26 protein-coding genes are annotated in these 26630 nt (G+C 58.2%); 20 read left to right on the top strand and 6 right to left on the bottom strand.

What is annotated here, in order from left to right; all coding sequences use genetic code 11:
- Positions 1 to 773: chemotaxis response regulator protein-glutamate methylesterase (locus IT585_10525; protein MCC6963673.1), on the top strand; the 773-nt coding region annotated here is incomplete at its 5' end.
- A gap of 79 nt (positions 774 to 852) precedes the next feature.
- Here IT585_10525 and IT585_10520 read toward each other — a convergent pair.
- The 5 genes from IT585_10520 to IT585_10500 form a co-directional block, all read right to left on the bottom strand.
- Positions 853 to 1671, bottom strand: a complete 819-nt coding sequence (locus IT585_10520; GenBank protein MCC6963672.1) for a DUF1573 domain-containing protein — start codon at positions 1669 to 1671, stop codon at positions 853 to 855.
- 114 nt (positions 1672 to 1785) lie between these two features.
- Positions 1786 to 2367 carry a hypothetical protein gene (locus tag IT585_10515; GenBank protein MCC6963671.1) on the bottom strand — a complete coding sequence of 194 codons (582 nt, stop codon included), beginning with the start codon at positions 2365 to 2367 and terminating at the stop codon, positions 1786 to 1788.
- 30 nt (positions 2368 to 2397) lie between these two features.
- On the bottom strand, positions 2398 to 2631 hold the full coding sequence (locus IT585_10510) for a hypothetical protein (protein MCC6963670.1): 234 nt from the start codon (positions 2629 to 2631) through the stop codon (positions 2398 to 2400).
- A gap of 93 nt (positions 2632 to 2724) precedes the next feature.
- Positions 2725 to 3468 carry a DUF1573 domain-containing protein gene (locus IT585_10505; GenBank protein MCC6963669.1) on the bottom strand — a complete coding sequence of 248 codons (744 nt, stop codon included), beginning with the start codon at positions 3466 to 3468 and terminating at the stop codon, positions 2725 to 2727.
- A 37-nt stretch (positions 3469 to 3505) separates the two neighbouring features.
- Entirely contained in the window at positions 3506 to 4222 is a 717-nt protein-coding gene (locus IT585_10500; protein MCC6963668.1) for a DUF1573 domain-containing protein, read from the bottom strand.
- A 188-nt stretch (positions 4223 to 4410) separates the two neighbouring features.
- Here IT585_10500 and lexA point away from each other — a divergent pair, with 188 nt between their 5' ends.
- Complete coding sequence (gene lexA / locus IT585_10495; protein MCC6963667.1) at positions 4411 to 5028, top strand: transcriptional repressor LexA; 618 nt, start codon at positions 4411 to 4413, stop codon at positions 5026 to 5028.
- 118 nt (positions 5029 to 5146) lie between these two features.
- Positions 5147 to 5395 (top strand): hypothetical protein, encoded by a 249-nt coding sequence (locus tag IT585_10490; protein MCC6963666.1) that lies wholly within the window; start codon positions 5147 to 5149, stop codon positions 5393 to 5395.
- Positions 5396 to 5463: 68 nt separating this feature from the next.
- Here IT585_10490 and sthA read toward each other — a convergent pair whose 3' ends face one another.
- Positions 5464 to 6867 (bottom strand): Si-specific NAD(P)(+) transhydrogenase, encoded by a 1404-nt coding sequence (sthA, locus tag IT585_10485; protein ID MCC6963665.1) that lies wholly within the window; start codon positions 6865 to 6867, stop codon positions 5464 to 5466.
- Positions 6868 to 7111: 244 nt separating this feature from the next.
- Here sthA and IT585_10480 point away from each other — a divergent pair, with 244 nt between their 5' ends.
- The 17 genes from IT585_10480 to IT585_10400 all read left to right on the top strand — a co-directional run bounded on the left by IT585_10480 (position 7112) and on the right by IT585_10400 (position 26446).
- Complete coding sequence (locus IT585_10480) at positions 7112 to 7573, top strand: ribosome maturation factor RimP (GenBank protein ID MCC6963664.1); 462 nt, start codon at positions 7112 to 7114, stop codon at positions 7571 to 7573.
- Between the two features lie 14 nt (positions 7574 to 7587).
- Complete coding sequence (gene nusA / locus IT585_10475) at positions 7588 to 8979, top strand: transcription termination factor NusA (GenBank protein MCC6963663.1); 1392 nt, start codon at positions 7588 to 7590, stop codon at positions 8977 to 8979.
- A 50-nt stretch (positions 8980 to 9029) separates the two neighbouring features.
- Complete coding sequence (infB, locus tag IT585_10470; protein MCC6963662.1) at positions 9030 to 11264, top strand: translation initiation factor IF-2; 2235 nt, start codon at positions 9030 to 9032, stop codon at positions 11262 to 11264.
- Positions 11265 to 11270: 6 nt separating this feature from the next.
- A complete protein-coding gene (locus IT585_10465) occupies positions 11271 to 11552 on the top strand; it encodes a DUF503 domain-containing protein (protein MCC6963661.1) in 282 nt (93 codons plus the stop codon).
- Positions 11552 to 11923 (top strand): 30S ribosome-binding factor RbfA, encoded by a 372-nt coding sequence (gene rbfA, locus IT585_10460; GenBank protein MCC6963660.1) that lies wholly within the window; start codon positions 11552 to 11554, stop codon positions 11921 to 11923. Before IT585_10465 ends, rbfA begins: the two co-directional genes overlap by 1 nt.
- The gene (locus tag IT585_10455) at positions 11901 to 12884 is read left to right on the top strand and encodes a bifunctional oligoribonuclease/PAP phosphatase NrnA (protein MCC6963659.1); all 984 of its coding nucleotides are present in this window, start codon (positions 11901 to 11903) and stop codon (positions 12882 to 12884) included. The genes rbfA and IT585_10455 overlap by 23 nt, the downstream gene beginning before the upstream one ends.
- Positions 12877 to 13815: a tRNA pseudouridine(55) synthase TruB gene (gene truB / locus IT585_10450; GenBank protein MCC6963658.1), complete on the top strand. Its 939-nt coding sequence runs from the start codon at positions 12877 to 12879 to the stop codon at positions 13813 to 13815. Before IT585_10455 ends, truB begins: the two co-directional genes overlap by 8 nt.
- Positions 13816 to 14739 carry a riboflavin biosynthesis protein RibF gene (ribF, locus tag IT585_10445; protein MCC6963657.1) on the top strand — a complete coding sequence of 308 codons (924 nt, stop codon included), beginning with the start codon at positions 13816 to 13818 and terminating at the stop codon, positions 14737 to 14739.
- An 11-nt stretch (positions 14740 to 14750) separates the two neighbouring features.
- Entirely contained in the window at positions 14751 to 15020 is a 270-nt protein-coding gene (gene rpsO / locus IT585_10440; GenBank protein MCC6963656.1) for a 30S ribosomal protein S15, read from the top strand.
- A gap of 20 nt (positions 15021 to 15040) precedes the next feature.
- Positions 15041 to 17236, top strand: a complete 2196-nt coding sequence (gene pnp, locus IT585_10435) for a polyribonucleotide nucleotidyltransferase (protein ID MCC6963655.1) — start codon at positions 15041 to 15043, stop codon at positions 17234 to 17236.
- Positions 17145 to 18506, top strand: coding sequence for an insulinase family protein (locus tag IT585_10430; GenBank protein MCC6963654.1), 1362 nt, complete (start codon positions 17145 to 17147; stop codon positions 18504 to 18506). Before pnp ends, IT585_10430 begins: the two co-directional genes overlap by 92 nt.
- Before the next feature lie 6 nt (positions 18507 to 18512).
- Positions 18513 to 19331: a polysaccharide deacetylase family protein gene (locus IT585_10425; protein ID MCC6963653.1), complete on the top strand. Its 819-nt coding sequence runs from the start codon at positions 18513 to 18515 to the stop codon at positions 19329 to 19331.
- Between the two features lie 75 nt (positions 19332 to 19406).
- Entirely contained in the window at positions 19407 to 20702 is a 1296-nt protein-coding gene (gene asnS / locus IT585_10420; protein ID MCC6963652.1) for an asparagine--tRNA ligase, read from the top strand.
- Between the two features lie 42 nt (positions 20703 to 20744).
- Positions 20745 to 23252 carry a leucine--tRNA ligase gene (locus IT585_10415; protein MCC6963651.1) on the top strand — a complete coding sequence of 836 codons (2508 nt, stop codon included), beginning with the start codon at positions 20745 to 20747 and terminating at the stop codon, positions 23250 to 23252.
- A gap of 342 nt (positions 23253 to 23594) precedes the next feature.
- The gene (locus IT585_10410; GenBank protein MCC6963650.1) at positions 23595 to 23954 is read left to right on the top strand and encodes a prepilin-type N-terminal cleavage/methylation domain-containing protein; all 360 of its coding nucleotides are present in this window, start codon (positions 23595 to 23597) and stop codon (positions 23952 to 23954) included.
- Between the two features lies 1 nt (position 23955).
- Positions 23956 to 24783, top strand: a complete 828-nt coding sequence (locus tag IT585_10405) for a prepilin-type N-terminal cleavage/methylation domain-containing protein (GenBank protein MCC6963649.1) — start codon at positions 23956 to 23958, stop codon at positions 24781 to 24783.
- A gap of 13 nt (positions 24784 to 24796) precedes the next feature.
- Positions 24797 to 26446: a hypothetical protein gene (locus IT585_10400; GenBank protein ID MCC6963648.1), complete on the top strand. Its 1650-nt coding sequence runs from the start codon at positions 24797 to 24799 to the stop codon at positions 26444 to 26446.
- Positions 26447 to 26630 lie beyond the last annotated feature (184 nt).

Here is a 26630-nt window from a genome sequence, read left to right as displayed (position 1 = left end):
TTATCCCGAAGCAGCAATCGTTCGTTTCGCTCGACATCGTCAAAATCAAGGCGGATTTGATTGCCAAAATTCATCATATCTACACGCGGCGGCGCACGCTCATGGCGCAGTACGCCCTGCGCAAAGGCCGCAACATCGCCGGCACAGCGCGCCCGCGCTCGTCGGACGAACCGCCGGCGATCATCGCGCGGCCGAAGAAGCAGAAGATTGTCAAGATCGTGGCCATCGGTACCTCGACCGGCGGCCCGCCGGCGCTGCAGCGGGTGCTTACGGCCTTGCCGAAGAATTTCCCGGTCGGGATCGTCGTGGTGCAGCACATGCCGGCGACCTTTACGAAGTCCCTGGCCGACCGGCTCGACACGTTATCTCAAATTCACGTCAAAGAGGCCGAAGACGGAGAGAAGATCGAAGCCGGAACGGCCTACATCGCCCGCGGAGATCGGCACTTGTTAGTGAAGAAGAGCTTGACTTCCACCGTCTGCACGCTGTCGGAAACGCCGACCGACACTTTGCACCGCCCGTCGGTCGATGTGATGATGAGCGCGGTCGCGGAGTCGTTCGGCGGCTTGTCGCTGGGAGTGATCATGACCGGCATGGGGCAGGATGGCTTGGTCGGATTAAGAGCGATGAAACAGAAGGGCGCAGACGTCATCGCGCAGGACGAGCAGACGTGCGTCGTCTACGGGATGCCGCGCGCGGTGGTGGAGGCGGGAATTGCCGACGCCATAGCGCCCCTCGACCAGATTCCTTCGGAAATCATGGCCTACTTCTGAAATTTGGTTTTGCTTGCGGGGTTCAGCAGAGCGCCGTTCTCCCGAACGGCGCTCTTGACATTTTGACGAGACGTTGATTTCAGCGAGGGGACCCGGCCGGCTTTTCGTTCGTCGTATTGCCAGACCCGCTCCCCGGAGCGATTGGGGGAGCGATTGCGGACACCGGCGCATCGAGAAGCACCGGTACCGTGATGCGGGTTCGGGCGCCGTCGTTGCACTCGAAGGTAAACGACTTCTGAAAGTCCTTTCCGGCAAACGCCTTGTCCAAGCGCACGCGGATCTCCCGCTGTTTGCCCGGTTTGATTTCATCCTTGGGCAAATCAACGACTGCGAATCCGACAGGCGCGGCGATCATCTGCAGACGGATCGGGGCACCGGAGACGTTGGCTACGGCAATCACCGCTTCCTGCGCCGGCGTGCCGTACATCCATTTCACCTGGCTTTGCGACAATGTCACGGGCTTGAGTGAATCGGGGTGGTCGGTGGGGTACATGATACCGCGAAAACGCAGATTGAAGTTCTGCTTCTCGTTGTCATTGCATGTGATGGCAGCGCTCTTGTCGGCGCGGCCGCGTTGATTCTTGGCGGCGTGGAAGATCAATTCAACTTCGCCGGAATCGCCGGGTGCGATCACTTCCTTCTGCAGTGGCGCCTTGGTGCAGCCGCAGGCGGGTTTTACCCGCAGGATTTTGAGCGAGTCCTGGCCGCGGCTATGCAGCTTGTAGATGTGGCCGACAAATGCGTCGTTGGGCAAGTAGCCGAAGTCGAATTCGATTTCATCGACATAGACTTTGGCGCGGCTCGGCGGAATGGGATTGTCGGCGGGGGGCTGTTGCGCGGAAATTGTCGCCGCCAGTGTCAGCGCCGCGACGGTCAGCAATATCAGTGTTCGTCTCATTGCGTGCTCCTGCTGGTATTCACGGTTATTCACGACTTTGCTATTGATACACCGGAAAAGGAAGAGAGCGCCCAGGAAAAATGGGCGCTCTTGAATTGATCAACAGTGAAGCGATTAGTGCGTCTTGCCGTCGCCGGACCCGGTCTGAACCTTGGTCGTGTCGATTGCGCGTTGCTTGCCGACAGGGAGCGGCGGCTTTTCGCGTGTCGGCGCGACGGTGGCGATGGTTGTGGCCAGCTCGACCGGCACAGTATAACGCGTGTGTTCGGTATCGGAGCATTCAAATGTAAACGACTTCTTGAAGTCGGTACCGGCAAACTCCTTCGCCGTGCGCACTTTGATTTCTTTCGACTTGCCCGGCTTAAGATCACCGTCAGGAATCTCCACACTCAGGAATTCGTGAGGCAGCGAGACCAGTGTCAGCCGCAGCGATTGATTCGAGACGTTCTTGACCACCAGCTTGGCTTCATGCGACTTCGAGTTCGGATCCCACTTAACGTGGCTTTGTGACAACGTCACCGGCTTGAGCGAATCCGGAAATTCGGTCGGATATATCATGCCGTCCAGCGTCAAATTGAAATTGGCGCGGTCGTTGTCATTGCAGGTCACGGTCGCGCTCTTGCTGATCTTTCCGCGCTGGCCCTTGGCCGCTGTGAATATCAGTTCTACGTCGCCGCTGTCACCGACAGCGATCACCTCTTTCTTCAGAGGTGCCTTGGTGCAGCCTCAGCCAGGGCGAACGCGGAGAATTTTGAGCGAGTCCTCCCCGCGGCTGTACATCATGAACATGTGGCTGATAGTGGCGTCATTCGGAACGTAGCCGAATTTGAACGCCGTCTCTTCGATTTGCAGCTTGGCCTTGCTGGGCGGAATCGGATTGTCCTTCGGCGGTTCTTGAGCGAAAGCCGGGGATAGGCCGAACGCAAACACCGTCAAGCCGATTAGCATAGCTCGTTTCAAAAGTTCCTCCGCAAATTGGCCGTTATATCTCACAATATTAATGCATAAACTCGATTCTGTCAATCCTCAATCTTAGAACGAAATTGTCCTCGTTCAAGAGCCCTTCTGCAAGTTTGCCTTCGCCGAACTGAGCGATTCGGAAATCCGGACCGGAAGCGTGTAGCGCGTCCGGGCGGCGTCGTCAAATTCGATCGTGAAGGACTTGACGTAGTTCTTTTCCGGCAGCGACGGCATGAATTTGACGATAAACTGCCCGGTGGCTCCCGGCGCGGTGGCGGACTTCGGCATCTCCAACGTCATAATCTCCTTCGGCCAGATGATGGCTTTTGGCGTCAGGGGGGTCTTGGTCTTGTTCAGGAACGATACGGTATAGCTCTTGCCGAGATCGGTGTTTTTGATATCGAATTTCTCGTTCTTGGTGATCTTGACCGGGCCCACGTCCTCGCTGGGCTCATAAACGTAGCAGGTAAACGCCAGCTCCAGCGAGCTGCTGACCGGGTCGTTACTGCTGACCGTCACGGTCTTATTCTGAGCTTTCTTGCGCGTGCCGGCGTCAAACACAATTTCGATCGGCACGCTGTCGTTGACAGCAACCGGCTTGGTCGGATTAGTCGCCTTGGTGCAGCCGCAAGAGACATTGACGTTGTGAATGCGCAGGCTGTCGGTGCCGATGTTGTTCACCCAGAAGGTATGGGCGACTTTGCACATCTGCGGCATATAGCCCATTTCAAACCGCGGCTCAACGACGAGTGCCTTTGGCCCGCGTTGTTGTGCGATCAGGCCACCGGCGATCGCAAACAGGATAAGAGGGATTATCGTGAAGGCTCTGCGTTTCATGGTTGCTCCTTAGAGGATAGGTCGTCAATCTATCGAACTATCGAATTATTGTAATCGGTATCGTAAATCGGGTATTTTTGTTGTCGTTAAAGTAAAAAGTGAATGATTCATTCGTAAGCGCTTGTTGCGCGGGAGTTTGCGAAAGCGTCACCATTATCGAATCGCTGTGATTTGGTCGGATAACTCGTTGCGGCATTGTGATCTCCACGACGTTGGCTTCGGGCAGAGCGACGACCTGGGGCCGAAGATCGAGGGAGGTCCCGTTCTGGATGTGCACTACTTGCTTTTTGATGCCGTCGTCGCGGTTGAACACAACTGCGCCGGGCTGAACCTTGATACGCGGGCCATGCTCTTCAGCGCCGAGATTGTAGCCGACCAGAGTGACCGTGACGCGCGGGGATTCGACGTTGTCGGTGTAGATCATGGGGGCCTTCTGGAAGAGCCCTTTGTGGATCTTTGAAGTATCAAGAATCAAGTCGACTCCCAGTGAGTCTCCGGGGGCGATTTCACGTTTGGTTAAGGGAATCTGCGTGCAGGCGCAACCCGCATTGACGCGCGTGATTTTGATTACCTGTACACCGCGATTGAAGAGCATCACACGGTGCTTGATAGTTGATCCGAAGGGGACGTGCCCGAAGTCGAAGCGCTCGCCGCGGACTTCCAAGGGTTTGCCGTGCAGTTGCGCCGGCATGGTCACGAGGGAGGCGGCAAGGCAGATGCAAATGCAGATGAGTCGCGGTATCAAAGAGTTCATCGCAATCCGATACGTAACCTGTTGATCAGAAGAAGGTTGACACGTGCAACGATCATTTTCATAGTCTTTATACACGATCAGAATCTTCCCGTCTACAGATTTTTTGGTGATTGGCGATAAAACTATTGACGACTGCACATTTGTGCCGTATAGTGATTGGAGCATGAATATGACAATCAGGAGGTCAAATGACGCCATATGAGGACTTAACTGCGCGTCAGCACGAAGTCTACCGCTACATCGAGGAGCGAATCAACCGGGACGGTCAGCCGCCGACGATTCGGGAGATTGGCGATCAATTCGGAATCTCGTCAACCAACGGTGTGCGGGCGCTGCTCAAGGCACTGATCCGGAAGGGCTATATTGAGAAGATGGCTTCCGTGTCGCGGGGGATTCGCCTGGTGAAGGAGAGTGTCGCGGATGCGGTGATGATTCCGCTGGTGGGCCAGGTACCGGCCGGTCAGCCGATGCTAGCCGAGGATAATATCACGGAGCGGATCGTGGTCGACAAGTCGTTTGTCCCATCGGGCGATTTGTTCACGTTGCGGGTCAAGGGCGAGAGTATGAAGAATGCCGGGATTTTTGACGGGGATTTCGTGCTGGTGCGCAAGCAGTCGGCGGCGAATGCAGGCGATATTGTGGTCGCGGTGATCGGCGATGAGGCCACGGTGAAGCGCTTTTACCCGGAGAAACGGCATATACGCTTACAGCCGGAGAATGAGGCCTTTGGCCCGATTATCATCGAGAAGAACGCACCGGGGTTTTATCTGGCCGGCAAGGTGGTCGGCTTGATGCGTCGGATGTAGCGAGAGCGGGCGAGGTGTGATGCGCAGCCGCGCGGCGAAGCGACCCCGCGCGTTGGCCGGCTGGGGCAAGAGCCGACGAGTACGCATGCAGGTGCGCCGTGTAACGCGAGTTCGGGATATGTATCAGGATTTGGATGACGAAATCGAGGTGATCGCGCTGTTTGAGCGGCGGCAAGTTCGGCCGTGCCGCTTTCGTTGGCGTGGCAAGATCTACAAAGTTGATCGTATCATCGGCGATTGGACCGCGGACGTCGGACAAGCGAAACTACGTTTCTTTGCCGTCGTTGATTCGATGGCGAATTTTTTCCAGCTCTGCTACGACGAGCGTTCGACCAGTTGGAAGATCGCCAAGGTGTGGGTAGAATAATATCTTGAGGTGCTGCCAGAGAGCCGGGCGGTGAACTGCGACTGCCCGGCCGGATGGCCAGGGGCAGATTACTTCAGTGGACGCGACTTGTCGACGCGCGCTCCAATCACTCCGAGTTTATTCAGACCATTCAAAGCTGCCGTCTTGTAGGCTTCGGCGATCGTCGGGTAATTGAAGACGTTGTCGACGAAGTAGTCGATGGTGCCGCCGAAGGTCATCACGGCCTGGCCGATGTGAATAATTTCGGTGGCGCGCTCGCCGACGATGTGCACGCCGAGCAATTTGCGCGTGTCGCGGGTAAAAATGAGTTTGAGCAGGCCGTCGTGGTCGTTGTTGATCTGGCCGCGCGGCAGCTCGAAGAAATGGGCGATGCCGGTCTCATAGGCGATGCCGCGCTCGCGCAGGGTTTCTTCCGTTTCGCCGACGTAGGAAATCTCGGGGATTGTATAGATACCGAAGGGAAGATACGATCTCTTACGGGTTGACTGGCGGGCACCCAGTGCCGCCAAAGTTGCCCGACGCCCCTGATCCATCGAGGTGGCCGCCAGCGACGGAAAGCCGATGACATCCCCGACGGCGTAGACGTTCTTGACAGCGGTACGATAGTTCCGATCCACCGCGAGGATGTGATAGTCGTCTGCGCTCAGCCCAATGTTCTCCAGCCCAAGGTCGTCAGTATTGCCAAGACGGCCGGCAGTCACGAGCAAGACGTCGGCACGCAGATTCTTGCCGTTCTCCATCGTGATCGCGACGCCGGCGTGGTCGACAGCGATCTTCGCCGCGGCCGAGCCGAGTTCGAGGCGGATACCGCCATCGGCCATGAGTTCGAAAAGGACGTTGGCGAACTCGTGGTCGAGGAAGCTGAGCAGTCGCTCGCGTTTGTCAATCAGCGTAATGTCGATGCCGAGTTTGGAAAAAATGCTGGCCCACTCGCAACCGATGACACCGCCGCCGAGAATCGCCATGGTCGCGGGGATATCTTTCAACTCGATGATCGACTCGCCGTCAAAAACCCGGCGGCTGTCGTAATTGAGCCCGGGCAAATGCAGTGGTCGCGTACCGGTAGCGATGATGAACTTGTCGGCTTGGATTTCAGCAATTTGATTCTGGCCGTCGTAGACACCGATAGTTTGGCGATCGAGAAAGCGGCCATGACCGCCGATGAGAGTTATCCCGTTGCGATGGAGTTGATCGATGATGACCATCATCTCGTTTTCGACGACGATGTTCTTGCGGTGCATCAACTCCTGTACGGTAACGTTCTTCTTGAAGGCGATGTCGAAGCCGTAGAAGGAACGCTTCCTGAGACCGTCGTAATAGAGCGATGTTTCTCGAAGAGTCTTAGAGGGCAGGGTGCCGGTATGGACGCAGACGCCGCCCACGACCGAGCGTTTCTCGATGATGGCCGTCTTCTTGCCCAACTTGCAGGCCTGGATAGCTGCCCAGTTACCGGCAGGGCCGGTACCAATCACAGCGAGGTCAAACTTCTCCCGAATCATCGGCCGAATATATGTGCGAGGGCGGACTCGCACAATCATTGTGTGACAAATGTTGGACGACAGACGAAGCGAGCAAACCCCACTTGTGTAGTGGTAATTACTGGAAGTCCTTGTGGCACAAGTCGGACGGTGGGCATTATTTTTGTTGCGGGTAGGCGACAGAATTCGTATCATGTCCAATTGCCACGGGTCTTTCCGTGGATATTTGTTTTGGCGGATGAAGAGTGCATACCAACAAGAGCTGGAGGCTCGGCTGACCGTGCTGGTCGAGCCGGCCGTGGTGGAGGCAGGCGTCGAGTTGGTGGAGCTGCAATTCGTCCAGCGCAAGTCGAGCGCGCTGTTGCGGGTGCTGGTCGACAAAGTCGGCGGTGTTACGCTGGATCAGTGCGCGGAGCTGTCGCACCGGCTCTCATTCCTGTTGGAGGCGACCGATCCGATCGAGGGGCGGTATACGCTGGAGGTGTCTTCACCGGGTCTGGACCGGGCGTTGACGACGGCGGCGGATTTTCGGCGCAAGGTGGGGGAAACGGTGCGGGTGACTTTGAGCGCCGCAGCGGGAGGCCGCGAGGTGGTTGGCGAGATAATCGCGATGGAAGACAATCGACTGACCCTGCAGACCGAGACGGGCGAACAGCAATATTCGCTCGACCAGGTTGCGCGGGCGAAGATCATATTTTGATAGCGGAGTAATTGATGGAATATGACATCATCGAGGCGTTGAGTCAGATTGCCGCCGAGAAGAACATGGATATCGACTACGTCGTCGATACCTTGAAATCGTCGCTGATCACCGCCGCCAAGAAAAAGTACGGGGACGGGGACAACATCCACGTCAATATCGACCGGCGCAGCGGCGAAGTCAACATGCACGCCATCAAGAAAGTCGTAGAGTCAGTCGAGAACCCGTTTACCGAGATTTCGCTGCTGGATGCCCTCGATATCGACGAAGACGCCGAAATCGGGGACGAGGTCGAGATTTTCATCCCGTTCGAGGAATTCGGTCGCAACGCGATTGCCTCGGCCAAGCAAATCTTGATTCAGAAAGTGCGCGAAGCCGAGCGCGAGACGGTCTTCAACGAGTACTCGAAGAAAATCGGCGAGTTGGTGACGGGCACGGTGCAGCAAGTTGACAAAGGCAACATCATCGTCAATCTGGGGCGAACCGAGGCGGTGATGCCGGTGAAAGAGCAGATCCAGAAAGAGAAATACCGCCAGGGCGACCGCCTGCGCGCGATGATCGTCGATGTCCAGAAGTCGCAGCGCGGGCCGCAGGTGATCCTGTCGCGGGCCAGCAATTCGTTCCTGACGCGGTTGTTTGAGTTGGAAGTGCCGGAGATCTTCGAGCGCATCATTGAGATCCGCGCCGTGGCGCGCGAACCCGGGGAACGCGCCAAGGTGGCGGTGAGCTCGGCGGACGAGCGCATCGATCCGGTGGGCGCCTGCGTCGGCGTCAAGGGGGTGCGCGTGCAGGCGATTGTGCGGGAGCTGAACAACGAGCGCATTGATATCGTGCCGTTCCATCCCGATCCGGAGATGTTCGTGACGCGGGCACTGGCTCCGACCAAGATCGTCAAGATCGAAAGCAACAGTGAAGAGAACACGATGGTGGTAATTGTCGAGGATGACCAGTTGTCGCTGGCGATCGGCAAGGGCGGCCAGAATGCCCGGTTGGCGGCAAAGTTGACCGGCTGGAAGGTCAATATCCTGTCGGAGAAGGATTACTACGACAAGAAGCGCGAGGAAGCCGAGACCAAGGTGGAGGTGTCCAAGCTGGGAATCGGCGAGGCGACGATCAAGAAGTTGATCGAAGCGGACTACCGGTTCATTCAGGATATCCTTGAGGTTCCGGCATCGCGGCTGACCGAAATCGACGGTATCGGTCCGAAGAAGGCCGACCAGATTGTGGAAGCCGCGCGCGAGTACATCTTCCAGATGCAGCAGACCAAGGCCGAGGCGGAACAGCTGGAGGGTGACGAGGAGGAGGCGGCGGAGGAGAAAGCGGAGCGGGGACCGCGCTCGCTCAAGGATCTGTTCGTCGATGAAGACGAAAGCGAGGATGAAGACGAGGGCGAGGAAGAAAAATAGCCGACCGCCGGTGAATTCAGGGACGACCGCAACGAAAGCGTAAGAGGAGCATGGGTAAAAAGCGTTTATACGAAGTAGCCAAGGAATACAACATCTCGTCAGAGGCGATTGTCAAGCTGGTGCGCGAACTCGGGTTTACCGACGTGAAGTCGCACATGTCGACGGCCACCGATGAGATGCTGACGGCGATTGCCTCGAAGTTTTCGTTGGAGAAGGAGTCGGTCAAGCAGGAGATCGACCGGCGCAAGAAGATTCAGCGCGAGGTTGCCGAACGCGACCTGGAGGTGTTCGAGGAGGAAGAAGCCGCCGGTACCGAGAAGATCGTCTCCAAGGCGCAGGTGATCGAGCGCCAGGCCAAGGCGGCGGTGCAGTTGCGCAAGAAGAAGCGCGACAAGAAGAAAAAGAAGCGCCACAGCGACATCAGTGCCGCCGATGTCAAAGCCGCCGTCAAGAAGACGATGGCCAAGATCGATCTGGGCAAACGGATCAAGAAGTACAAGCGCCGCGAGAAACCAGACGGTACGGTGGTCGAGGAAGAGGCCAATGTCATCCAGGTGACCGAGTACATGTCGCTGGCGGAGTTGGCCACGGCCGTCGGCGCCAAGCCGGCTGATCTGATCGCCAAGTGCATGGAACTGGGCATGATGGTCACGATCAATCAGCGCCTGGATTTGACCACGATCGAGACATTGGCGCTGGAATACGGCCTGGAGATCGAAGAGGTCAAGGAAATCGGCGTCGAGGAAGAAGAGGAAGTCGAGGCCGAGGAAGACATGAAGCCGCGCGCACCGATCGTGACCGTGATGGGGCACGTCGACCACGGCAAGACCTCGCTGCTGGACTCGATCCGCAAGACGAATGTTGCCGCCGGGGAAACCGGGCTGATCACGCAGCATATCGGCGCATACCAGGTGACGTTGCCGCAGGGAAATATTACGTTCCTCGATACCCCGGGTCACGAGGCGTTCACAGCGATGCGCGCCCGCGGCGCCGACATCACGGACATTGTGGTGCTGGTGGTGGCGGCCGACGACGGCGTGATGCCGCAGACGATCGAGGCGATCGATCACGCGCGGGCCGCTGACGTGCCGATTATCGTGGCCGTCAACAAGATTGACAAACCGGGCGCCAAGCCGGAGCAGGTCAAGCAGCAGCTGGCCGGACGCGGCGTATCGCCGGAAGAATGGGGCGGCAAGAACATTTTCGTCGAAGTCTCGGCCAAGACCGGGCAGGGGGTCGACAAGCTGCTGGAAATGATTCTGCTGCAGGCGGAACTCCTGGAACTCAAGAGTAATCCCGACCATCTGGCGCGGGCGACTGTTGTCGAGGCCAAGCTGGATAAGGGTCGCGGCGTAGTCACGACCATCATCATGGAGAAGGGCATGCTGCACATCGGCGATCCGATCGTGGCCGGGATTCACTCCGGGCGTGTGCGCGCTCTGATCAACGACCGCGGCGAGCGCCGCGACGTGGTGCTGCCCGGTGAACCGGCGCAGGTCGTGGGTCTGGCCGGCGTGCCGCAGGCGGGGGATTCATTTATGGGAGTGGAGTCAGAGGCCGAGGCACGCGAAATCTCGATCAAGCGCCAGCAAATTCGCCGCGAACATGAGCACCGACAGGTCAAACGCGTCAGCCTGATGAACGTCTACGACCAGATCAAGGAAGGCGAGCGCAAGGATCTCAATATTGTGATCAAGGGCGATGTCGACGGGTCGGTGCAAGTCCTGCGCGACACTTTGGAAAAGATCAGCAACGAGGAAGTGCGGGTGAATGTGATTCACTACGGCGTCGGCGCGATTACCGAGTCGGATATTCTGCTGGCGGCGGCATCGGATGCGATCGTGATCGGTTTCCACGTGCGGCCGGATTCGCGGGCGCGCGAAGTGGCAGCGCGGGAGAAGATTGATGTGCGGCTGTACACGATCATTTACGAAGCCGAGAGCGATATCCGCAAGGCGCTGGAGGGGATGCTCGAACCCGACAAGGAAGAGCGGATCACAGGAGTGGCGCTGGTCAAGGATACGTTCCGGGTGCCGAAGATCGGCGTGATCGCCGGCTGCTACGTGCAGTCGGGCACGATTCACCGCTCCGATCATGCGCGCATCATTCGCGACAGCATCAGCGTCTACAGTGGCGCGATCAATTCGCTGCGCCGTTTCAAGGACGATGCGCGCGAGGTGCCGGCCGGGATGGAATGCGGCATCAAGATCGAGAATTTTGACGATGTCAAGGCGGGCGATTTGATTGAAGCCTTCGAGACGGTCGAGGTTGCGCGCAAGCTTTAGAGGATAATGCATCTCGCCTCGTTACGGATTGTCCTGCACATCCCGCAATCGCGTTCGCTCAAAGACAAGCGGCACGTGATTCGAGCGATCAAGGACCGGTTGAAGAATAAGTTCAATATCTCGGTCGCCGAGATTGACGACAATGATCTGTGGCAGCGGGCGACGCTGGGCGTGGCCGTCGTGGCTAATGACGGACCGTTCATCGATTCGGTGCTGTCGAGCATCGAGTCGTTTATCGCCGCGAATCCGGAAGTGGTGATCGTCGACGTGGAAAGGAATGACTACTGATGGCCGATGCTAAACGCACCGACCGCCTGCGCGAGCAAATCCGCGAGTGTTTGTCGGAGATTATCCTGCGGCGGCTGAAGGATCCGCATGTCGGCATGATCAGCTTTACCGACGTGCAGTTGTCGCGCGATCTCAGCGAGGCCAAGGTGTTCTATTCGGTCTACGGCGATGCGGCGACACGCCGCAGCACCAACAAGACGCTGGTGCGCGCCAAGGGCTTCCTGCATGCTGAATTGGGCAAAATGCTGAAGATTCGCAAGGTCCCGACGCTGCATTTCGAAATCGACAAGTCGATCGAACAGGGGGTGCGCATCCAGGAACTGCTGGAACAGATCAATAAAGAGAAAGATGACGCGGCAACAGACGATTGAGCAGATTCTGGCCCGGCTGCGAACCGGCGGCAATATTCTGATTGCCTCACACCTCAGCCCCGACGGCGACTCGATCGGCTCGCAGTTGGCGATCTACGATTTGTGCGCGCGGCTGGGCAGCCGGCCGATGATCGTGAATCACGATCCAGCGCTGCCGAAATACGCTTTCCTGCGCAAGGCCGGGTTGGTCAATCACTTTCCCCGGCGGAGCGAATATCCAGCGTTCGACACGGCGATCATTCTGGAGGCCCCCGATTGCGAGCGGATTGGCGACGTGCGCCGCCTAATTAGACCGGATTGCACGATCATCAACATCGATCATCATCCGGGGAACGGGCAGTACGGACAAATCAACTTTGTCGATGAATCGGTGTCGGCGGTCGGCATCCTGGTATACGACTTGTTTCAAGCGGCGAAGCTGGAGCCGTCGCGGGACAACGCCGATGAGCTGTTCACCTGCATCCTGACCGATACCGGCCGCTTTCGCTTCTCGAGCACGAATCCGCGAGCGATGCGCGTCTGCGCACACATGCTGGAATTGGGTACCGATACCAAGCGGATCAGCGACGCGCTGTTTGCGAGCTTTCCGGAGAATCAGCTGCGGATGTTGGGCGCGTTGTTGAGCGAGATGGAGATTCACCACAACGGCGGCAGTTGCCTGATGCTGTCGAACCAGAATTTGCGAAAACAATTCGCGCCCGACGGCGACGAGCTGGAGGGGTTGTCGGAGTATCTGCTTTACCCCGCCGGCGTGAAGGTGGGAGCATTGTTGCGGGAAATTGACGGCAGCACGACGAAAGTCTCGTTTCGATCACAGCTCGGCTACGACGTCGCGGCGGTTGCAGGTCTCTATGGCGGCGGCGGTCACCGGAATGCGGCCGGTTGTCATTTGAGCCTGCCGTTGGCGGAAGCGCGGCAGAGAGTGTTGACGCATTTCGGTGAGATGTTGGCGAATGGATGAGTTCTTGTTGGTCGACAAGCGGGCCGGGATCTCCTCGGCGGCGGTCGTGAACAAGGTGAAGTGGCTGCTGAAAGCTGCGAAGGCCGGGCATTGCGGCACGCTCGATCCGCTGGCGACGGGACTGCTGATCCTGTGCTTCGGGCGCGCGACCAAATTGGCGCAGTTCATCATCGGTGCGGAAAAGACCTACGAGGCCACGATTAAGTTGGGCGCCACGTCGACAACGTACGACGCCGACGGAGAAATCACCCCGGTGGCGGATGCCGCTGCGCCGGCACCGGCGCAGATCGAGCAGGCACTGTACCAATTTGTCGGGACGATATGTCAGAAGCCGCCGATCTATTCAGCGTTGAAAGTCGAGGGGCGGCCGTTGTATGAATATGCGCGCAAGCAGAAGCCGGTCGACGCGCGAGTTCGCGAAGTCGAAGTGAGGAAATTCGAAGTGCTGGAGTATCAGTACCCGGACTTGCGGGTTCGCATTGAATGCTCAACCGGAACCTATGTGCGCAGTCTGGCCTCCGATTTGGGGCAGCTTCTCGGCTGCGGCGGGTATATCGCGGCGCTGCGCCGGAGGGAGATCGGCCCGCACCGGGTGGAGTCGGCGATTACCCTGGAGCAAATCGAGCGGCTACGCGAAGCGGGGACGATTCAGGAAGATCAGCGCTTCCAAGGGGCACGGCGCTCGATCGAATCGATGTTGGATTTGCCGGTGCTCAATTTGACGCCGGAGCGTGAGGCCGTGGTCGAGCAGGGGGTGCCGATTCGCGGCGACGACGTGCTGAAATGCGCCGCTTCCGTGCACGCCAACGACATCGTTGCGGTGAAATCGGGCGGAGGCCGGCTGCTGGCGGTGGGACGGGCGCTGTGTGACGCTGCGCAGATGGTGGGCTACAACGGTAATCGCGTGTTCGAGTATATGCGGGTGATGTAGATGCAGGTCTTTCGCGACATCGAGGCGGCGCGGGAATTTCTGGCCAATGGCAGCGTCGTGACCATCGGCAACTATGACGGGATTCATCTTGGGCACCAAACGATTATCCGCGAGACGGTCGAGCGCGCGCATGCTGCCGGCTTGAAGTCGGCGCTGGTGACATTTGATCCGCATCCGCACTCGGTGCTGGTGCCGTCGCATGCGCCGAAATTGTTGACGACGACGGACGAGAAAATTGCCCTGCTGAGCGCGATGACGAAATTGGACGCGGTCGTAATCCTGCATTTCGACCCAATGCTGGCGCAGGTCAGCGCCGCGGAGTTCCTCGAGGAATACTTGCTCGGCGGTCTCTCGTGCCTGATTCTGGTGATCGGCTACAACCATGCGTTTGGTCACAACCGGGAAGGCAACATTGCGTTTCTCCGGCGGATGGCGCCGCGGCGCCGATTCCAGCTGGTGACGCTCGATCCGATTCTGTTCGCGGGAGCCCCGGTCAATTCCAGCCGGGTGCGTGAGACGATGCAGCACGGCGATTACACCGATGCCTTGCGGATGCTGGGGCACGAGTTTACGCTCAGCGGGAGGGTGGTGCGCGGCAAGGGAATCGGTCGAAGTCTCGGGTTTCCAACGATTAACGTCAAGATCGGCGGGGCGAAAATCATTCCACCAGCGGGAGTTTACGCGGCGTATACTTTAATTAGGTCGGAAAAACGCTTCGGGATGATGTATATTGGTGAGAATGCGCAGGATTTCGACTTCGAGGTCAACCTCTTTGATTACAGCGGCGACCTCTACGGGAGCGAAGTGACGGTGATCCCGACCGCCTTTATCCGCCGCGCCATCCGCTTTGAACAGGAGAGCGATTTGGTGCGCCAGATCGGTGAAGATGAGAAAACAATAAGAATGTTGGATAACAGAGTTTAAGGAGTAGTAACGTGCCTCTTTCAAAGGACAAGAAGCAGGAAATCATCAGCCATTTCCGGCTTCACGACACGGACACCGGTTCGCCGGAAGTCCAGATATCGCTGCTGACGCAGCGAATCAACGAAATGACGCTGCACATGCAGAAGAACCCGAAGGACATGCATTCGCGTCACGGATTGCTGAAAATGGTCGGCAAGCGCAGACGGCTGTTGAATTACCTGCGCCGCTCGGATGTGGAGAGCTACCGTCATCTCGTCAATCAATTGGATCTGCGTCGCTAAGACGGAAACAAGGAACTTAGATGCAAAAATTTACCATGGAATTGGGCGGCCGCGAGCTGTCGATAGAAGTCGGTCGCGTCGCGCGCCAGGCCGACGGCGCCTGTTGGGTGCGCTTCGCCGATACCGTCACGATGGCGACGGTATGCGCCGCCGACAAACCAGATTTTGGGAAAGGCTTTTTCCCGTTGTCGGTTGATTACCGCGAAAAGACCTATGCCGCCGGCAAAATCCCGGGCGGTTTCTTCAAACGCGAAGGCCGGCCCTCGGAAAAGGAGACTCTGACTTCACGACTGATCGATCGGCCGCTGCGGCCGATGTTCCCCGAAGACTTCATGAACGAAGTCCAGGTGATGGTGCAGGTGTTGTCGGCCGATCAGGAGAACGACGGCGACGTGCTGGGCATCGTCGGCGCCGCGGTGGCGTTGGCGATTTCCGATATCCCGTTTGAACACACGATTGCCGGCGTTCGGGTGGGTTTGATTGACGGCGAGTACATCGTCAACCCGACTTTCAGCCAACTCGAGGATTCCGTGTTGAATCTGATCGTGGCCGGCACGCCGGAACACATTATCATGGTCGAAGGCGGCTGCTCGGAAATCACCGAGGAAGAGATGGTTGGTGCGCTGGCCTTCGGGCACGAACAAATTCGCCAGATTTGCGGCCTGATCAAACAGATCCAGGCTGCGGTCGGCAAGGCGAAGAAGCCGGTGCAGAAGCCGGAAATTCCCGACGGATTGTTCGCTCGGGTGGAAAGTCTGACCAAGGCGCGTCTGATCGCCGCCAACGATTTGACGGAAAAACATGACCACGATCAGACGGTCGGGCAGATTATCGACGAGACTAAGAAAGCGCTCGAAGACGACTTCCCGGATTGCGGCCAGTGGATCTTCAATTACTGCGAGAAATTCGTGCAGGACGATATGCGCATGCGGATTCTCAAGACGGAGCGCCGCCTCGACGCCCGCGATCTGCGCACGATTCGACCGATCACCTGCGAAGTCGGCGTGCTGCCACGCACGCACGGTTCCGCGTTGTTTACGCGCGGGCAGACGCAGGCGCTGGTCGTGACGACGCTCGGCACCAAGATGGACGAGCAGATCGTCGACGCGCTTGAAGGCGAGTCGAAAAAGTCGTACATGCTGCACTACAACTTCCCGCCGTTTTCCACGGGCGAAGTCAAGCCGAACCGCGGCCCGGGACGCCGCGAAATCGGCCACGGGGCACTGGCCGAGCGTTCGCTCGAACCGGTGCTGCCGGCGGAGGAGAATTTCCCCTACACGATTCGCATCGTCTCAGACATCATGGAGTCGAACGGTTCGTCCTCGATGGCATCGGTCTGCGGCGGCTCGTTGTCGCTGATGGATGCGGGTGTGCCGATCAAGGCGCCGGTGGCGGGTATTGCCATGGGCCTGATTTTGGAGGGCAGCGAGTACAAAATCCTGACCGATATTCTGGGCGCCGAGGATCACTACGGCGACATGGATTTCAAGGTGGCGGGGACGCGCGACGGGATCACAGCGTTTCAGCTTGACATCAAGATCGGCGGGCTGACCATCGACATCATGCGCGATGCGCTGGCGCGCGCCAAGGAAGCGCGTCTGAAGGTGCTGGACACCATGGATCAAACGATCGCGCAGCCGCGCGCGGACATTTCGATGTATGCGCCGCGCATCATCACGATCAAGATCAAGCAGGATCGCATCGGCGAGGTGATCGGCCCCGGCGGCAAGATGATCCGCTCGATTATTGAGGCGACCGGCGCCAAGATCGACATCGATGACGACGGCACGGTGGTGATCGCGTCGGTGGACGGCGATGCCGGTCTGAAGGCGCGGGATATGATCCTGGCGCTCGTCGAGGAGCCGGAAGTCGACAAGATTTACACCGGCAAGGTCAAGCGCATTGCGGAATTCGGCGCCTTCGTCGAGATCATCCCGAACACTGACGGCTTGCTGCACGTTTCGGAAATCGCGCATCACCGGGTTGAGCATGTCGAAGATGTGCTCAAGGTCGGCGACATGATCGAGGTCAAGGTGTTGTCGGTTGATGCCGACGGCAAGATCCGGCTGTCGAAGAAGGCGCTGACGCCGCGGCCGGAGGGGATGCCGGAGTACGAGCCGCGCGGTGAGCGCCGGCCGCACGGCAGCCACCGCGGCGGCGATCGTGACCGTCGCCCGCGCGACAACCGGGACCGGGGACGCCGCGACCGTGATTGACGCCAAGTATCGGCGCACCATATTGGAGAACGGGATCCGCGTCGTCACCGAGCAGATCCCGTACATCAAGTCGGCATCCCTGGGAATCTGGGTCGATGTTGGCAGCCGCAACGAGGATGCGCGGATCAACGGCATTTCGCATTTCATCGAGCACATGTGCTTCAAGGGGACGAAGCGCCGGAACGCGAAAGAAATCGCGCAAAGCCTCGAGACCCTCGGCGGCACGCTGAACGCCTTTACCAGCCGCGAGCACACCTGCTACTACTGCCGGGTGCTCGACGAGCATTTTGACATCGGTTTCGACGTCCTCGCCGACATCGTCACCGACTCAGTATTTGATCCGACGGAACTGGAGCGGGAGAAAGAGGTCATCCTGGAAGAAATCAAGGATGTCTTCGATACGCCGGCCGATCTGGTGCACGACTACTTTGCGGGCGCCGTTTGGGATCCGCATCCGCTCGGGCAGACGATCATGGGCGAGGCGGACGGTATCAAGAAGTTGATGCGGCAAGATCTGGTCGACTTTGTTTCGCGCAATTACACGGCCGATCGGATCATCGTGGCGGCGGCGGGCGCGGTCGAGCATGAGCGTGTGGTGGAGCTGACGGAGAAAGCACTGCACGTGGGGCGACCGAACGGCGGCAATCAGTTGACGCGGCCGATTTACGAGCACGGGCAGAGGATCATCCATCGGCGCGATCTGACGCAGACGCACATCTGCCTCGGCTTTCCCAGTATCCCGTTTGACGATCCGGATCGCTATACGATGTTGATTCTGAACACGCTGCTTGGCAGCGGCATGGGTTCGCGGCTGTTCCAGTCGGTGCGGGAAGAGCGCGGGTTGGTCTATTCGATCTATTCGTATCAAGACTTCTATCACGACACGGGCTTATTCGGCATCTATCTCGGCACCGACACGAACAAGGCGCGCGAGGCGCTGACGGTGATCCTGCAGGAGTTGGCGGCGGTGAAGGCGGAGGCGTTGACGGAGGCGGAGATCGAGCTGTCCAAGTCGCAACTCAAGGGCAGCATGATGCTGTCGCTGGAGGGATCGTACAACCGCATGAACCGGCTGGCGCGTCACGAATTGTTTCTGCACGAGTTTGTTTCGCTGGAGCAGACGGCGACGGAGATCGATGCGGTCACGCTCGCGGACGTGCGGCGGCTGGCGCAGCGCGTGTTTGACGAACGGCTGTTGACGATGGTGGCACTGGGACCGGTGGCCGAGAAACTGAAGGATCAGGTCGACTGGTCGGTGCTTAAGAACTGAGTGACAGTGATGATTTGGGTGTACGCCGCGATTGCCGCAGTAGTGGTCGCGGCGATTTGCTTTGCGGTAGTGCTGAAGCAGCGCCTGGGTATACAGCCGCGCGTGTTGATGCTGCACAGTCTGCGGCCGCGATGGTTGGATATTTCCGCCGTGCGGGGCGAGCAGTTCGAGCAGTTGCTGCAGGTGATTGCCGAATGCGGTTTGAGAGTCGGCACTCTCGAAGAAGCGGTAGCTGATCGCGGCGTAGTCGCATTGACGTTTGACGACGGCTATGACGACCTGATGCAGCTTCTGCCGTTGCTCGAGCAGAAGCGGATTGCGATCACCGTGTTCATACCGACGGCGTTCATCGGCAAGCCGAACGCGTGGGACAATATCCTGCTGCGCGACAAGCGACGCCATCTGGATGCAGTGCAGATCCGGCAATTGGCAGCGGCCGGCGCGAGCTTTGGCTCGCACGGGCATTCGCACGGTGACTTATGCGCGCTGCCGACCGCAAAATTGCAGCGGGAAGTGGTGGATTCGAAAGCAATGCTGGAAGAGCTGACCGGCAGGGAAGTGCGGCATCTGGCGTTTCCCTTTGGCCGCGGTGAGGATCGCGTGATTGTGGCGGCGAAGGCGGCGGGATTCACTCATTGCTGGGCAGCGGCGCCGCGACGAGCTTTTGGGAGCGGATGCAGCCGGGTCGCGATCAACGCCTTTGATTCGCGCTTCACGATGAGAGCCAAGCTCACCGGTTCGCTGCTCGGGGGCATCGAAGTGCTTAAGGCCGCCGCGATCAGTCGTTGCGCGCAATTGACGCCGCTGAGTCGCAAGATTCTCTGAGCGATCGCGGATTCTGCTTGCGGTTGGCTGCAAATCTTCTAATTTTCTCCGATAAATCTCAACGTGGAAGTGAATATGATCGACTGCTATATCGAAGAACTTGGCCAATATGTCGGCCAGGAAGTGCGGCTCAAAGGCTGGGTATACAACACGCGCTCTTCCGGCAAGGTGCGCTTCATCGTGTTCCGCGACGGCACCGGCATGATTCAGGGGGTGCTCGTCAAGAGCGAAGTGACCGAAGAAGTGTTCAATCGCTTCGACCAGCTTACTCAGGAGACCTCCGTGATGATCAGCGGACCCGTGAAGGAAGAGGAGCGCGCTCCGGGCGGCTACGAGATGCTGGTCAAGGACCTGCAAGTCGTGCAGGTCAGCAGCGATTATCCAATCTCGCCGAAGGAACACACCACCGGCTTCCTGATGGAGCATCGCCACCTGTGGCTGCGTTCGACGCGGCAGTGGCACATCATGCGCGTGCGCAACGAGATCATTCAGGCGATTCGGCAGTACTTCTACGAACGCAAGTTCGTGCTGATCGACACGCCGATCTTGACCGGCGCGATCGGCGAAGGCGCTTCGACGCTGTTCGAAACGCAGTACTTCGACATCGGCAAGGCCTACCTGGCGCAGACGGGCCAGCTCTATCTTGAGGCGGCCTGCATGGCGCACGGCAAGGTGTATTGCTTCGGACCGACCTTCCGCGCCGAAAAATCGAAGACGCGGCGCCACCTCACCGAATTTTGGATGATCGAGGCGGAACTGGCGTACTGCGACATCGTCGGCGACATGGACCTCCAGGAAGACATGATCTGCTACATCGTCGAATGGGTGCTCGACAAGGCGTCCGACCATTTGGTCGCGCTGGAACGCGATCTGATGAAATTGATTGGGATTAAGAAGCCGTTTTATCGGATCAGTTACGATGAGGCGGTCGAGCGTCTGCAAAAGACCGGCTCTAAGATCACCTGGGGTATGGATCTGGGCGGCGAAGATGAGACGGTCCTGACCAACATGTTCAATCGGCCGGTCTTCATCTACAATTATCCGCGTGAGGCGAAGGCCTTCTACATGAAGCGCAATCCGGAGCGTCCGGAGGTCGTCCTGTGCGCCGACCTGTTGGCGCCGGAGGGATACGGCGAGATCATCGGCGGGTCGCAGCGTGAGGACAATCTCGAGTGGCTGATTGATTCGATCAGGCACCACAATCTGCCGTTGGAGCCGTTCGAGTGGTATCTCGACTTACGGCGCTACGGTTCAGTGCCGCATGCCGGCTTCGGGCTCGGGATCGAACGCACGGTCGCGTGGATCTGCGGATTGCCGCACGTGCGGGAAACCATTCCATTCGCGCGCATGTTATACCGTTTGTATCCGTAGCGTTGATACGGTTCGGCGGCCAGTAATCAGGAATTTCACTCGATGAAGAGCGATAGAGAGAGCAGATCCGACGCCCGCAGCGGCTACGATTTTGCGCGGATTGAGCAGAAATGGCAGGAGCGCTGGGAGCGCGAGAAGCTGTTCCATGCTCCCGAACTGCCGCGCGAAAAATACTACGTGCTGGTGATGTTTGCCTATCCGTCCGGCGACATGCACATGGGCCACTTCCGTAACTACATCATCGGCGATGCGGTCGCGCGCTACCAGTGGATGCGCGGCAAGGATGTGCTGCATCCGTTCGGCTGGGACGCGTTTGGACTGCCGGCCGAACAGGCGGCGATCAAGCGCGGGTTGCATCCGGCCGAGTGGACGATGAAGAATATCGAAGTTTCGCGCAATACGTTGAAGAAAGTCGGTATTTCGTTCGATTGGGACCGGGAAGTTACGACGTGTCTGCCGGAGTACTACCGCTGGAGCCAATGGATCTTCTTGCGAATGTACGAGAAGGGGCTCGCGTATCGAAAGGACTCGCTGGTCAACTTCTGTGCGACCTGCAATACCGTGCTCGCGAACGAACAAGTGGAGTCGGACGGCACCTGCTGGCGCTGCCACAACCCGGTTGCCAAGAAGCGGCTGAATCAGTGGTATCTTAAGATCACCGAGTACGCCGACCGTTTGCTGACCGGGTTGGATCATCTCGAGGGCTGGTCGGAACGCTTGAAAGCGATGCAGCGAAATTGGATCGGCAAATCGGTCGGCTGCGAGATCAAGTTCAAGCTCGAAAATTCTAACTTAGATATACCAGTGTTTACGACGCGTCCCGACACGATCTTCGGCGTCACTTTCATGGCCATTGCGCCGGAAGCGGAGCTATTGGCGAAGCTGCCGATTCCGGCCGAACGGCGAGCGGCGGTGGACGCCTATATCGCCAAGTCGATTGCGAAGTCGGAAATCGAGCGGCAGGCGGAGACTCTCGACAAGGACGGCGTCTTCACCGGCTTGCACGCAGTTAACCCGTTCAGCGGTGAGAAAGCCCAACTCTGGGTGGCCGATTATGTACTCGCTTCCTACGGCACGGGCGTGGTCATGGGTGTGCCGGCTCACGATCAGCGCGATTTCGCATTTGCCAAGACCTACGGTATTCCGATCAAGGTCGTGATCAAGCCGGAAGGCGGTCCTGAGCCGGTCGTCGCCGAGATGGCCGATGCCTATGTTGAGAAAGGCGCGATGTGCAATTCGGGCCAGTTTAACGGTTTGGTGGGTCAAGCGGCGATTGCCGGCGTGATTGACTATTCCGAGCAGCAGAACATCGGCAGCCGCAAAGTGAATTTCAAGCTGCGGGATTGGCTGATTTCGCGCCAGCGCTACTGGGGCACGCCGATTCCGATCATTCATTGCGATCACTGCGGAGAAGTCGCCGTGCCGGATACGGAATTGCCGGTCTTGCTGCCGACGGAGGGGGTCGATTACATCCCGAAAGGCCGCTCACCGCTGGCGGATGTTGAGGCCTGGGTTAATGTCAAGTGCCCGAAATGTGGCGGGCCGGCGCGCCGCGACGCCGACACAATGGACACCTTCATCTGCTCGTCGTGGTACATGCTGCGCTATACCGATAATCATTCGAGCACGGCACCGTTTGCGTCTGCGAAGGCCAACGCCTGGATGCCGATCGACCTGTATATCGGCGGTATCACTCATGCGACCGGCCATCTGATCTATTTTCGCTTCTTCACGCAGTTCCTTCACGACTTAGGGCTGTTAAATTTCGACGAACCGGCGCTGCGCGTCTACAATCATGGGATGGTGATGGACGCGACCGGCCGGGTGATGTCCAAGTCGCTGGGGAACGTTGTCAGTCCGATTGACGTAATGAAGGAGCGGGGGGTCGATGTTTCGCGTTTGGCGATGTTCTTTGCCGCCCCGGCCGATAAGGAATTACCCTGGACGACCGAGGGCTTGGTAGGCGTCGAGCGCTTCCTGAGCCGCTTCTACCGAATTGTTGAGCAAGTCGCAGGAGCACCGGTCAAGTCGCCGTCGCAGAGCAGCTTGGACACGGGCAAGCTCGACGAACAGTCAAAATCCGCCTACATCAGACTGAACCAAACTATTAAGAAAGCCACAGAAGACATGGAGCGGCTGTCGTTTAACACGGCGGTAGCCGCGATCATGGAATTCTTTGGCAGCTACACGCCCAAGGACCATCCGGACGCTTTCGACCACTTCGTGGTATCCCGGATCGTCCAGGTCATCGCGCCGATGGCACCGCACTTCGCTGACGAAGCATGGGAAATGCTGGGCAATCGCGACTCGATCGTGAAGTCGAAGTGGCCGCAATTCGATCCGAAGGCAGTGCAGTTCAACACGGCTGTCGTGGCGATCCAGATCAACGGCAAGGTGCGCGATGAAATTGAAATCGAGCGCGGCGCCGGAGAGGACGCAGTGAAGCAGCTTGCTTTGGATAGCGAGAAGGTCAAGCGGAACATCGATGGCAAGCAGATCGTCAAGATCATCTACGTAAAAGAGAAGCTCCTAAGCATCGTTGTGAAGTAAGGGGGGAGCTGCAAAGCGAGTGGATAAGCGCAGGCGAAGGTGTCTTGCATTTCCGTATATTTATATAATATATATTATCAGACGATTACGCTGTGCATCATTCTCAGGATTTGGACTTAGCTTGCCCCTTGACTCCACCCCTATCGTCGGTCGACAGCTATGGGGAGAATCCTTCACTTGGCAGGTTCAAGGCGGGTCCTGCGGTGTGCGGATTCTGGCAAGACGCGTAGTTAACATATGCTGGGACAGCACGTTAAGTGAGCCATAGTCGACGAAGCGATTTCGGCGCGCGGTTTGCATTTATCGCAACAGAATTCTAATGGCGAGGTCGCAATGAAGCGAATGAAGCGAAAGAATGAGAACGGCTTTACCCTGCTGGAAGTGATGGTAGGCTTGGTGATCTTCACCCTGGGCCTGCTGCTGCTCAGCTCGATGCTGGTTGTCGCTCTGCGCGGCAACGTCTGGTCGGGCAAGACGACGTTAATCGTACAGGCTACGCGTGAAAAGATTGAGGAATTCCGCCGTTTGCCGGACGAGTCGATGGTGAGCGGGTCGGATGTGCGCGGGCGACTTAATCGTGTTTGGGAGGTTGAGGACATCGATGCGAACCTCAAGCAATTGCGGGTGATCGTGAGCTATCACGATGAGAAAGATGTCGAGCGGGCCTGCAGCACCGTAACTTACATTCAGGTAGGTGAATAACATGATGCAGCTAAAGTATCGTATTAAGCGGCTGCGGCAACAGCGAGGATTCACGATCCTGGAGGTGCTGGTTGCGGCCTTAATCGCATCGTTTGCAGTCGCTGCCGGAATGAAGGTTCTGATCAATCAGAATCAGAACCACATCATTCAGGCCGGTGTGACGGAGATGCAGCAAAACGGGCGGGCGGTCGTCGATGAATTGGTAGAAAAGATCCGGCAGGCCGGCTACCGCCTGCAGCCGGGCATTCTCAGTCTCACCGCTTGGAACGCCAACCCGGACACGATCGCGATTGTGTTCATGGCCGAACCGCTGTGTACGGCGTCGCTTTCGATTGCGATGTCCTCGCCGACGGCGGATGTCACCTGCGAGGATGCCGACTTGAGCGGCTTCAAGCCGAACACGTGGGCCTACATCTACGATGCGGTCAAGGACAGCGGCGAATACTTCTACGTGACCGACGTGGACGAGGGCGCGGGCGAATTGCAGCACAGCACCGGCTCGCTGTCGAAGTCATATCCGCTGAATGCCAAGGTTTACATGCTTGACTTCTACAAGTACTACATTGACGCCAGCGACACGCTGAGTCCGAAATTCGTCATGGAGAAGAACGGGGGTGACCCGGTCATTTATGCCGACAACATTTGCGACCTGCAGTTCCGTTACACGATGGCCAATGGCGCGGTCTATGATACGATCGCCGTCGACCGCTACGTGCGCGAGGTGCTGATCGAGGTGGTCACGCGCACGGAACGCAGCGACTTGTTTGTCGGCGACTTCCGCTACGACACGCTGCGGTCGAGCGCGATGGTCCGCAATCTGACAATGTAACAAGCGAGGAAATATGCGAAGAAGTGACCTGAACCAGAGCGGCTTTACGACGCTCATCTTCCTCTCGTTGCTGTTGATGCTGTCCCTACTCGGCATCAATGCGATCATGACCTCGACGACCGAGGTGGAGATTGCCGGTTACGAGATGAATTCGACCAATGCCCTGTATGCAGCGGAAGCCGGATTGGAGAAGGCCAGTGCGGCGCTGACCAGCCAGTACAACAAATTCGGGAAGCCCCCGTCGTCGATGCCGGCGGACTCCTTCAACGTCGGCAAGTTCGGGGTGACGTTTGAAGTCACCAAGCCGGGCGCGACGGTGTCAAAAGTCTTGACGCAGGGCGCCTATCGCGGGCTCTATGCCCTTTCGGACGAGTATGTGATTACGGCCTCGGCCCGGTCGGCGGGCACCCAGGCTGCGACGACGCTGCAGATGACGGTTGACGCCTCGGTAGTGCCGGTGTATCAGTTTGCCGTGTTCTATGAGGACGATCTGGAGATTGCTCCCGGCCCGGCCATGACGCTGAACGGCCGCGTGCACTCCAATTCGGACATGTATCTGCAGTCGAACAATACGTTGAAAATTGACTCCTATACTACGGCCGCCGGCAACATCTATCACGGCCGCCATCCCCTGTCGGGCCAGACGATGAGCACCGGCACGGTTGAGATCAAGGACGCGGGCGGCACTTACCGGAACATGAAAAACGCCGACAACACCTGGCTCGATGCCAGCGATGCCGACTGGGTGAACAAGTCGATCGCGCGCTGGGCCGGCAAGGTAGAAGACAAGAATCACGGCATGACGGAGTTGAAGCTGCCGGTGGTGGCTTCGGGTGAACCGAAAGACATGACGCGGCGCGCCGGCTCAGACAACATCGACAGCTACGAGCGCAAAGCCGGGCTGAAGATCATTGACGGGCAGGTGATGTGGCGCAAGCCGGATTCGACGTGGCAGAATGTTACTGCGGACTTCACGTCGGCGGGTATCCTGTCCACGAAGACCTTCTACGACGATCGCGAGGATAAGAACGTCAATTCGTACGACATCGATATTGCCAAGCTGAATACTTCGGCCTATTGGCCGAATGGCGGCATCATCTACAGCTCGAATACCGACGGCTCCAACCTGACAGCAACGCGCCTGAAGAATGGCGCGGAACTGAAGGAGGGCTTGACGGTGTGCTCCGAGAATCCGCTGTACACGGTTGGCAATTACAATTCCGTGAACAAGAAACCGGCTTCCATCATGGCCGACGCCTATACCGTGCTGTCGACGGCCTGGAGTGACGCCAACAGCGCCCTGGCCCTCAGTAACCGCACGGCAGCGGAGACCAAGGTCAATGTGGCGTACATGACCGGCAATCGCCCCTCCGGCACCGGTGGCAGCACCTACTCCGGCGGTTTTGAGAACCTGCCGCGCTTCCTCGAGAACTGGACGAACAAGAAGTTCTACTGGACCGGCTCGGCGGTTGATTTGTGGGCATCGGAGAAGGTGACCGGTTTATGGGGCGGCAGCTACTACAGCCCGCCCGACCGTGTCTGGGCCTTCGACCTGGACTTTCTGGATCCGAACAAGCTGCCGCCGGGCACACCGCTGATTTCGATTGTCATGAAGACATCGTGGCGGGAGATCACTCAGTCCACGCAGTATGTCGTAGAATAACAAGCCCGTCTTCCCTGATCGGTGGCGCGCGGTGGACAGATGTCCGCCGCGCGCTGCTGTTTGGACGAGCTAAGCTTGGGTGCGCAGCAGACGATCTTGAGGCTACCGAGCGCACTCACCAGTGGTCTGATATCGGGGGCTGTTACGCTGAAGGCAATAGAAAGGAAATTCGCTTCGTCCACAG

The sequence above is a fragment of the Candidatus Zixiibacteriota bacterium genome, from assembly GCA_020853795.1.
GTDB lineage: Bacteria > Zixibacteria > MSB-5A5 > CAIYYT01 > CAIYYT01 > JADJGC01.
The sequence above is the reverse complement of the archived record's forward strand: the minus strand, read 5'-3'. Positions and strand labels throughout refer to the sequence as shown.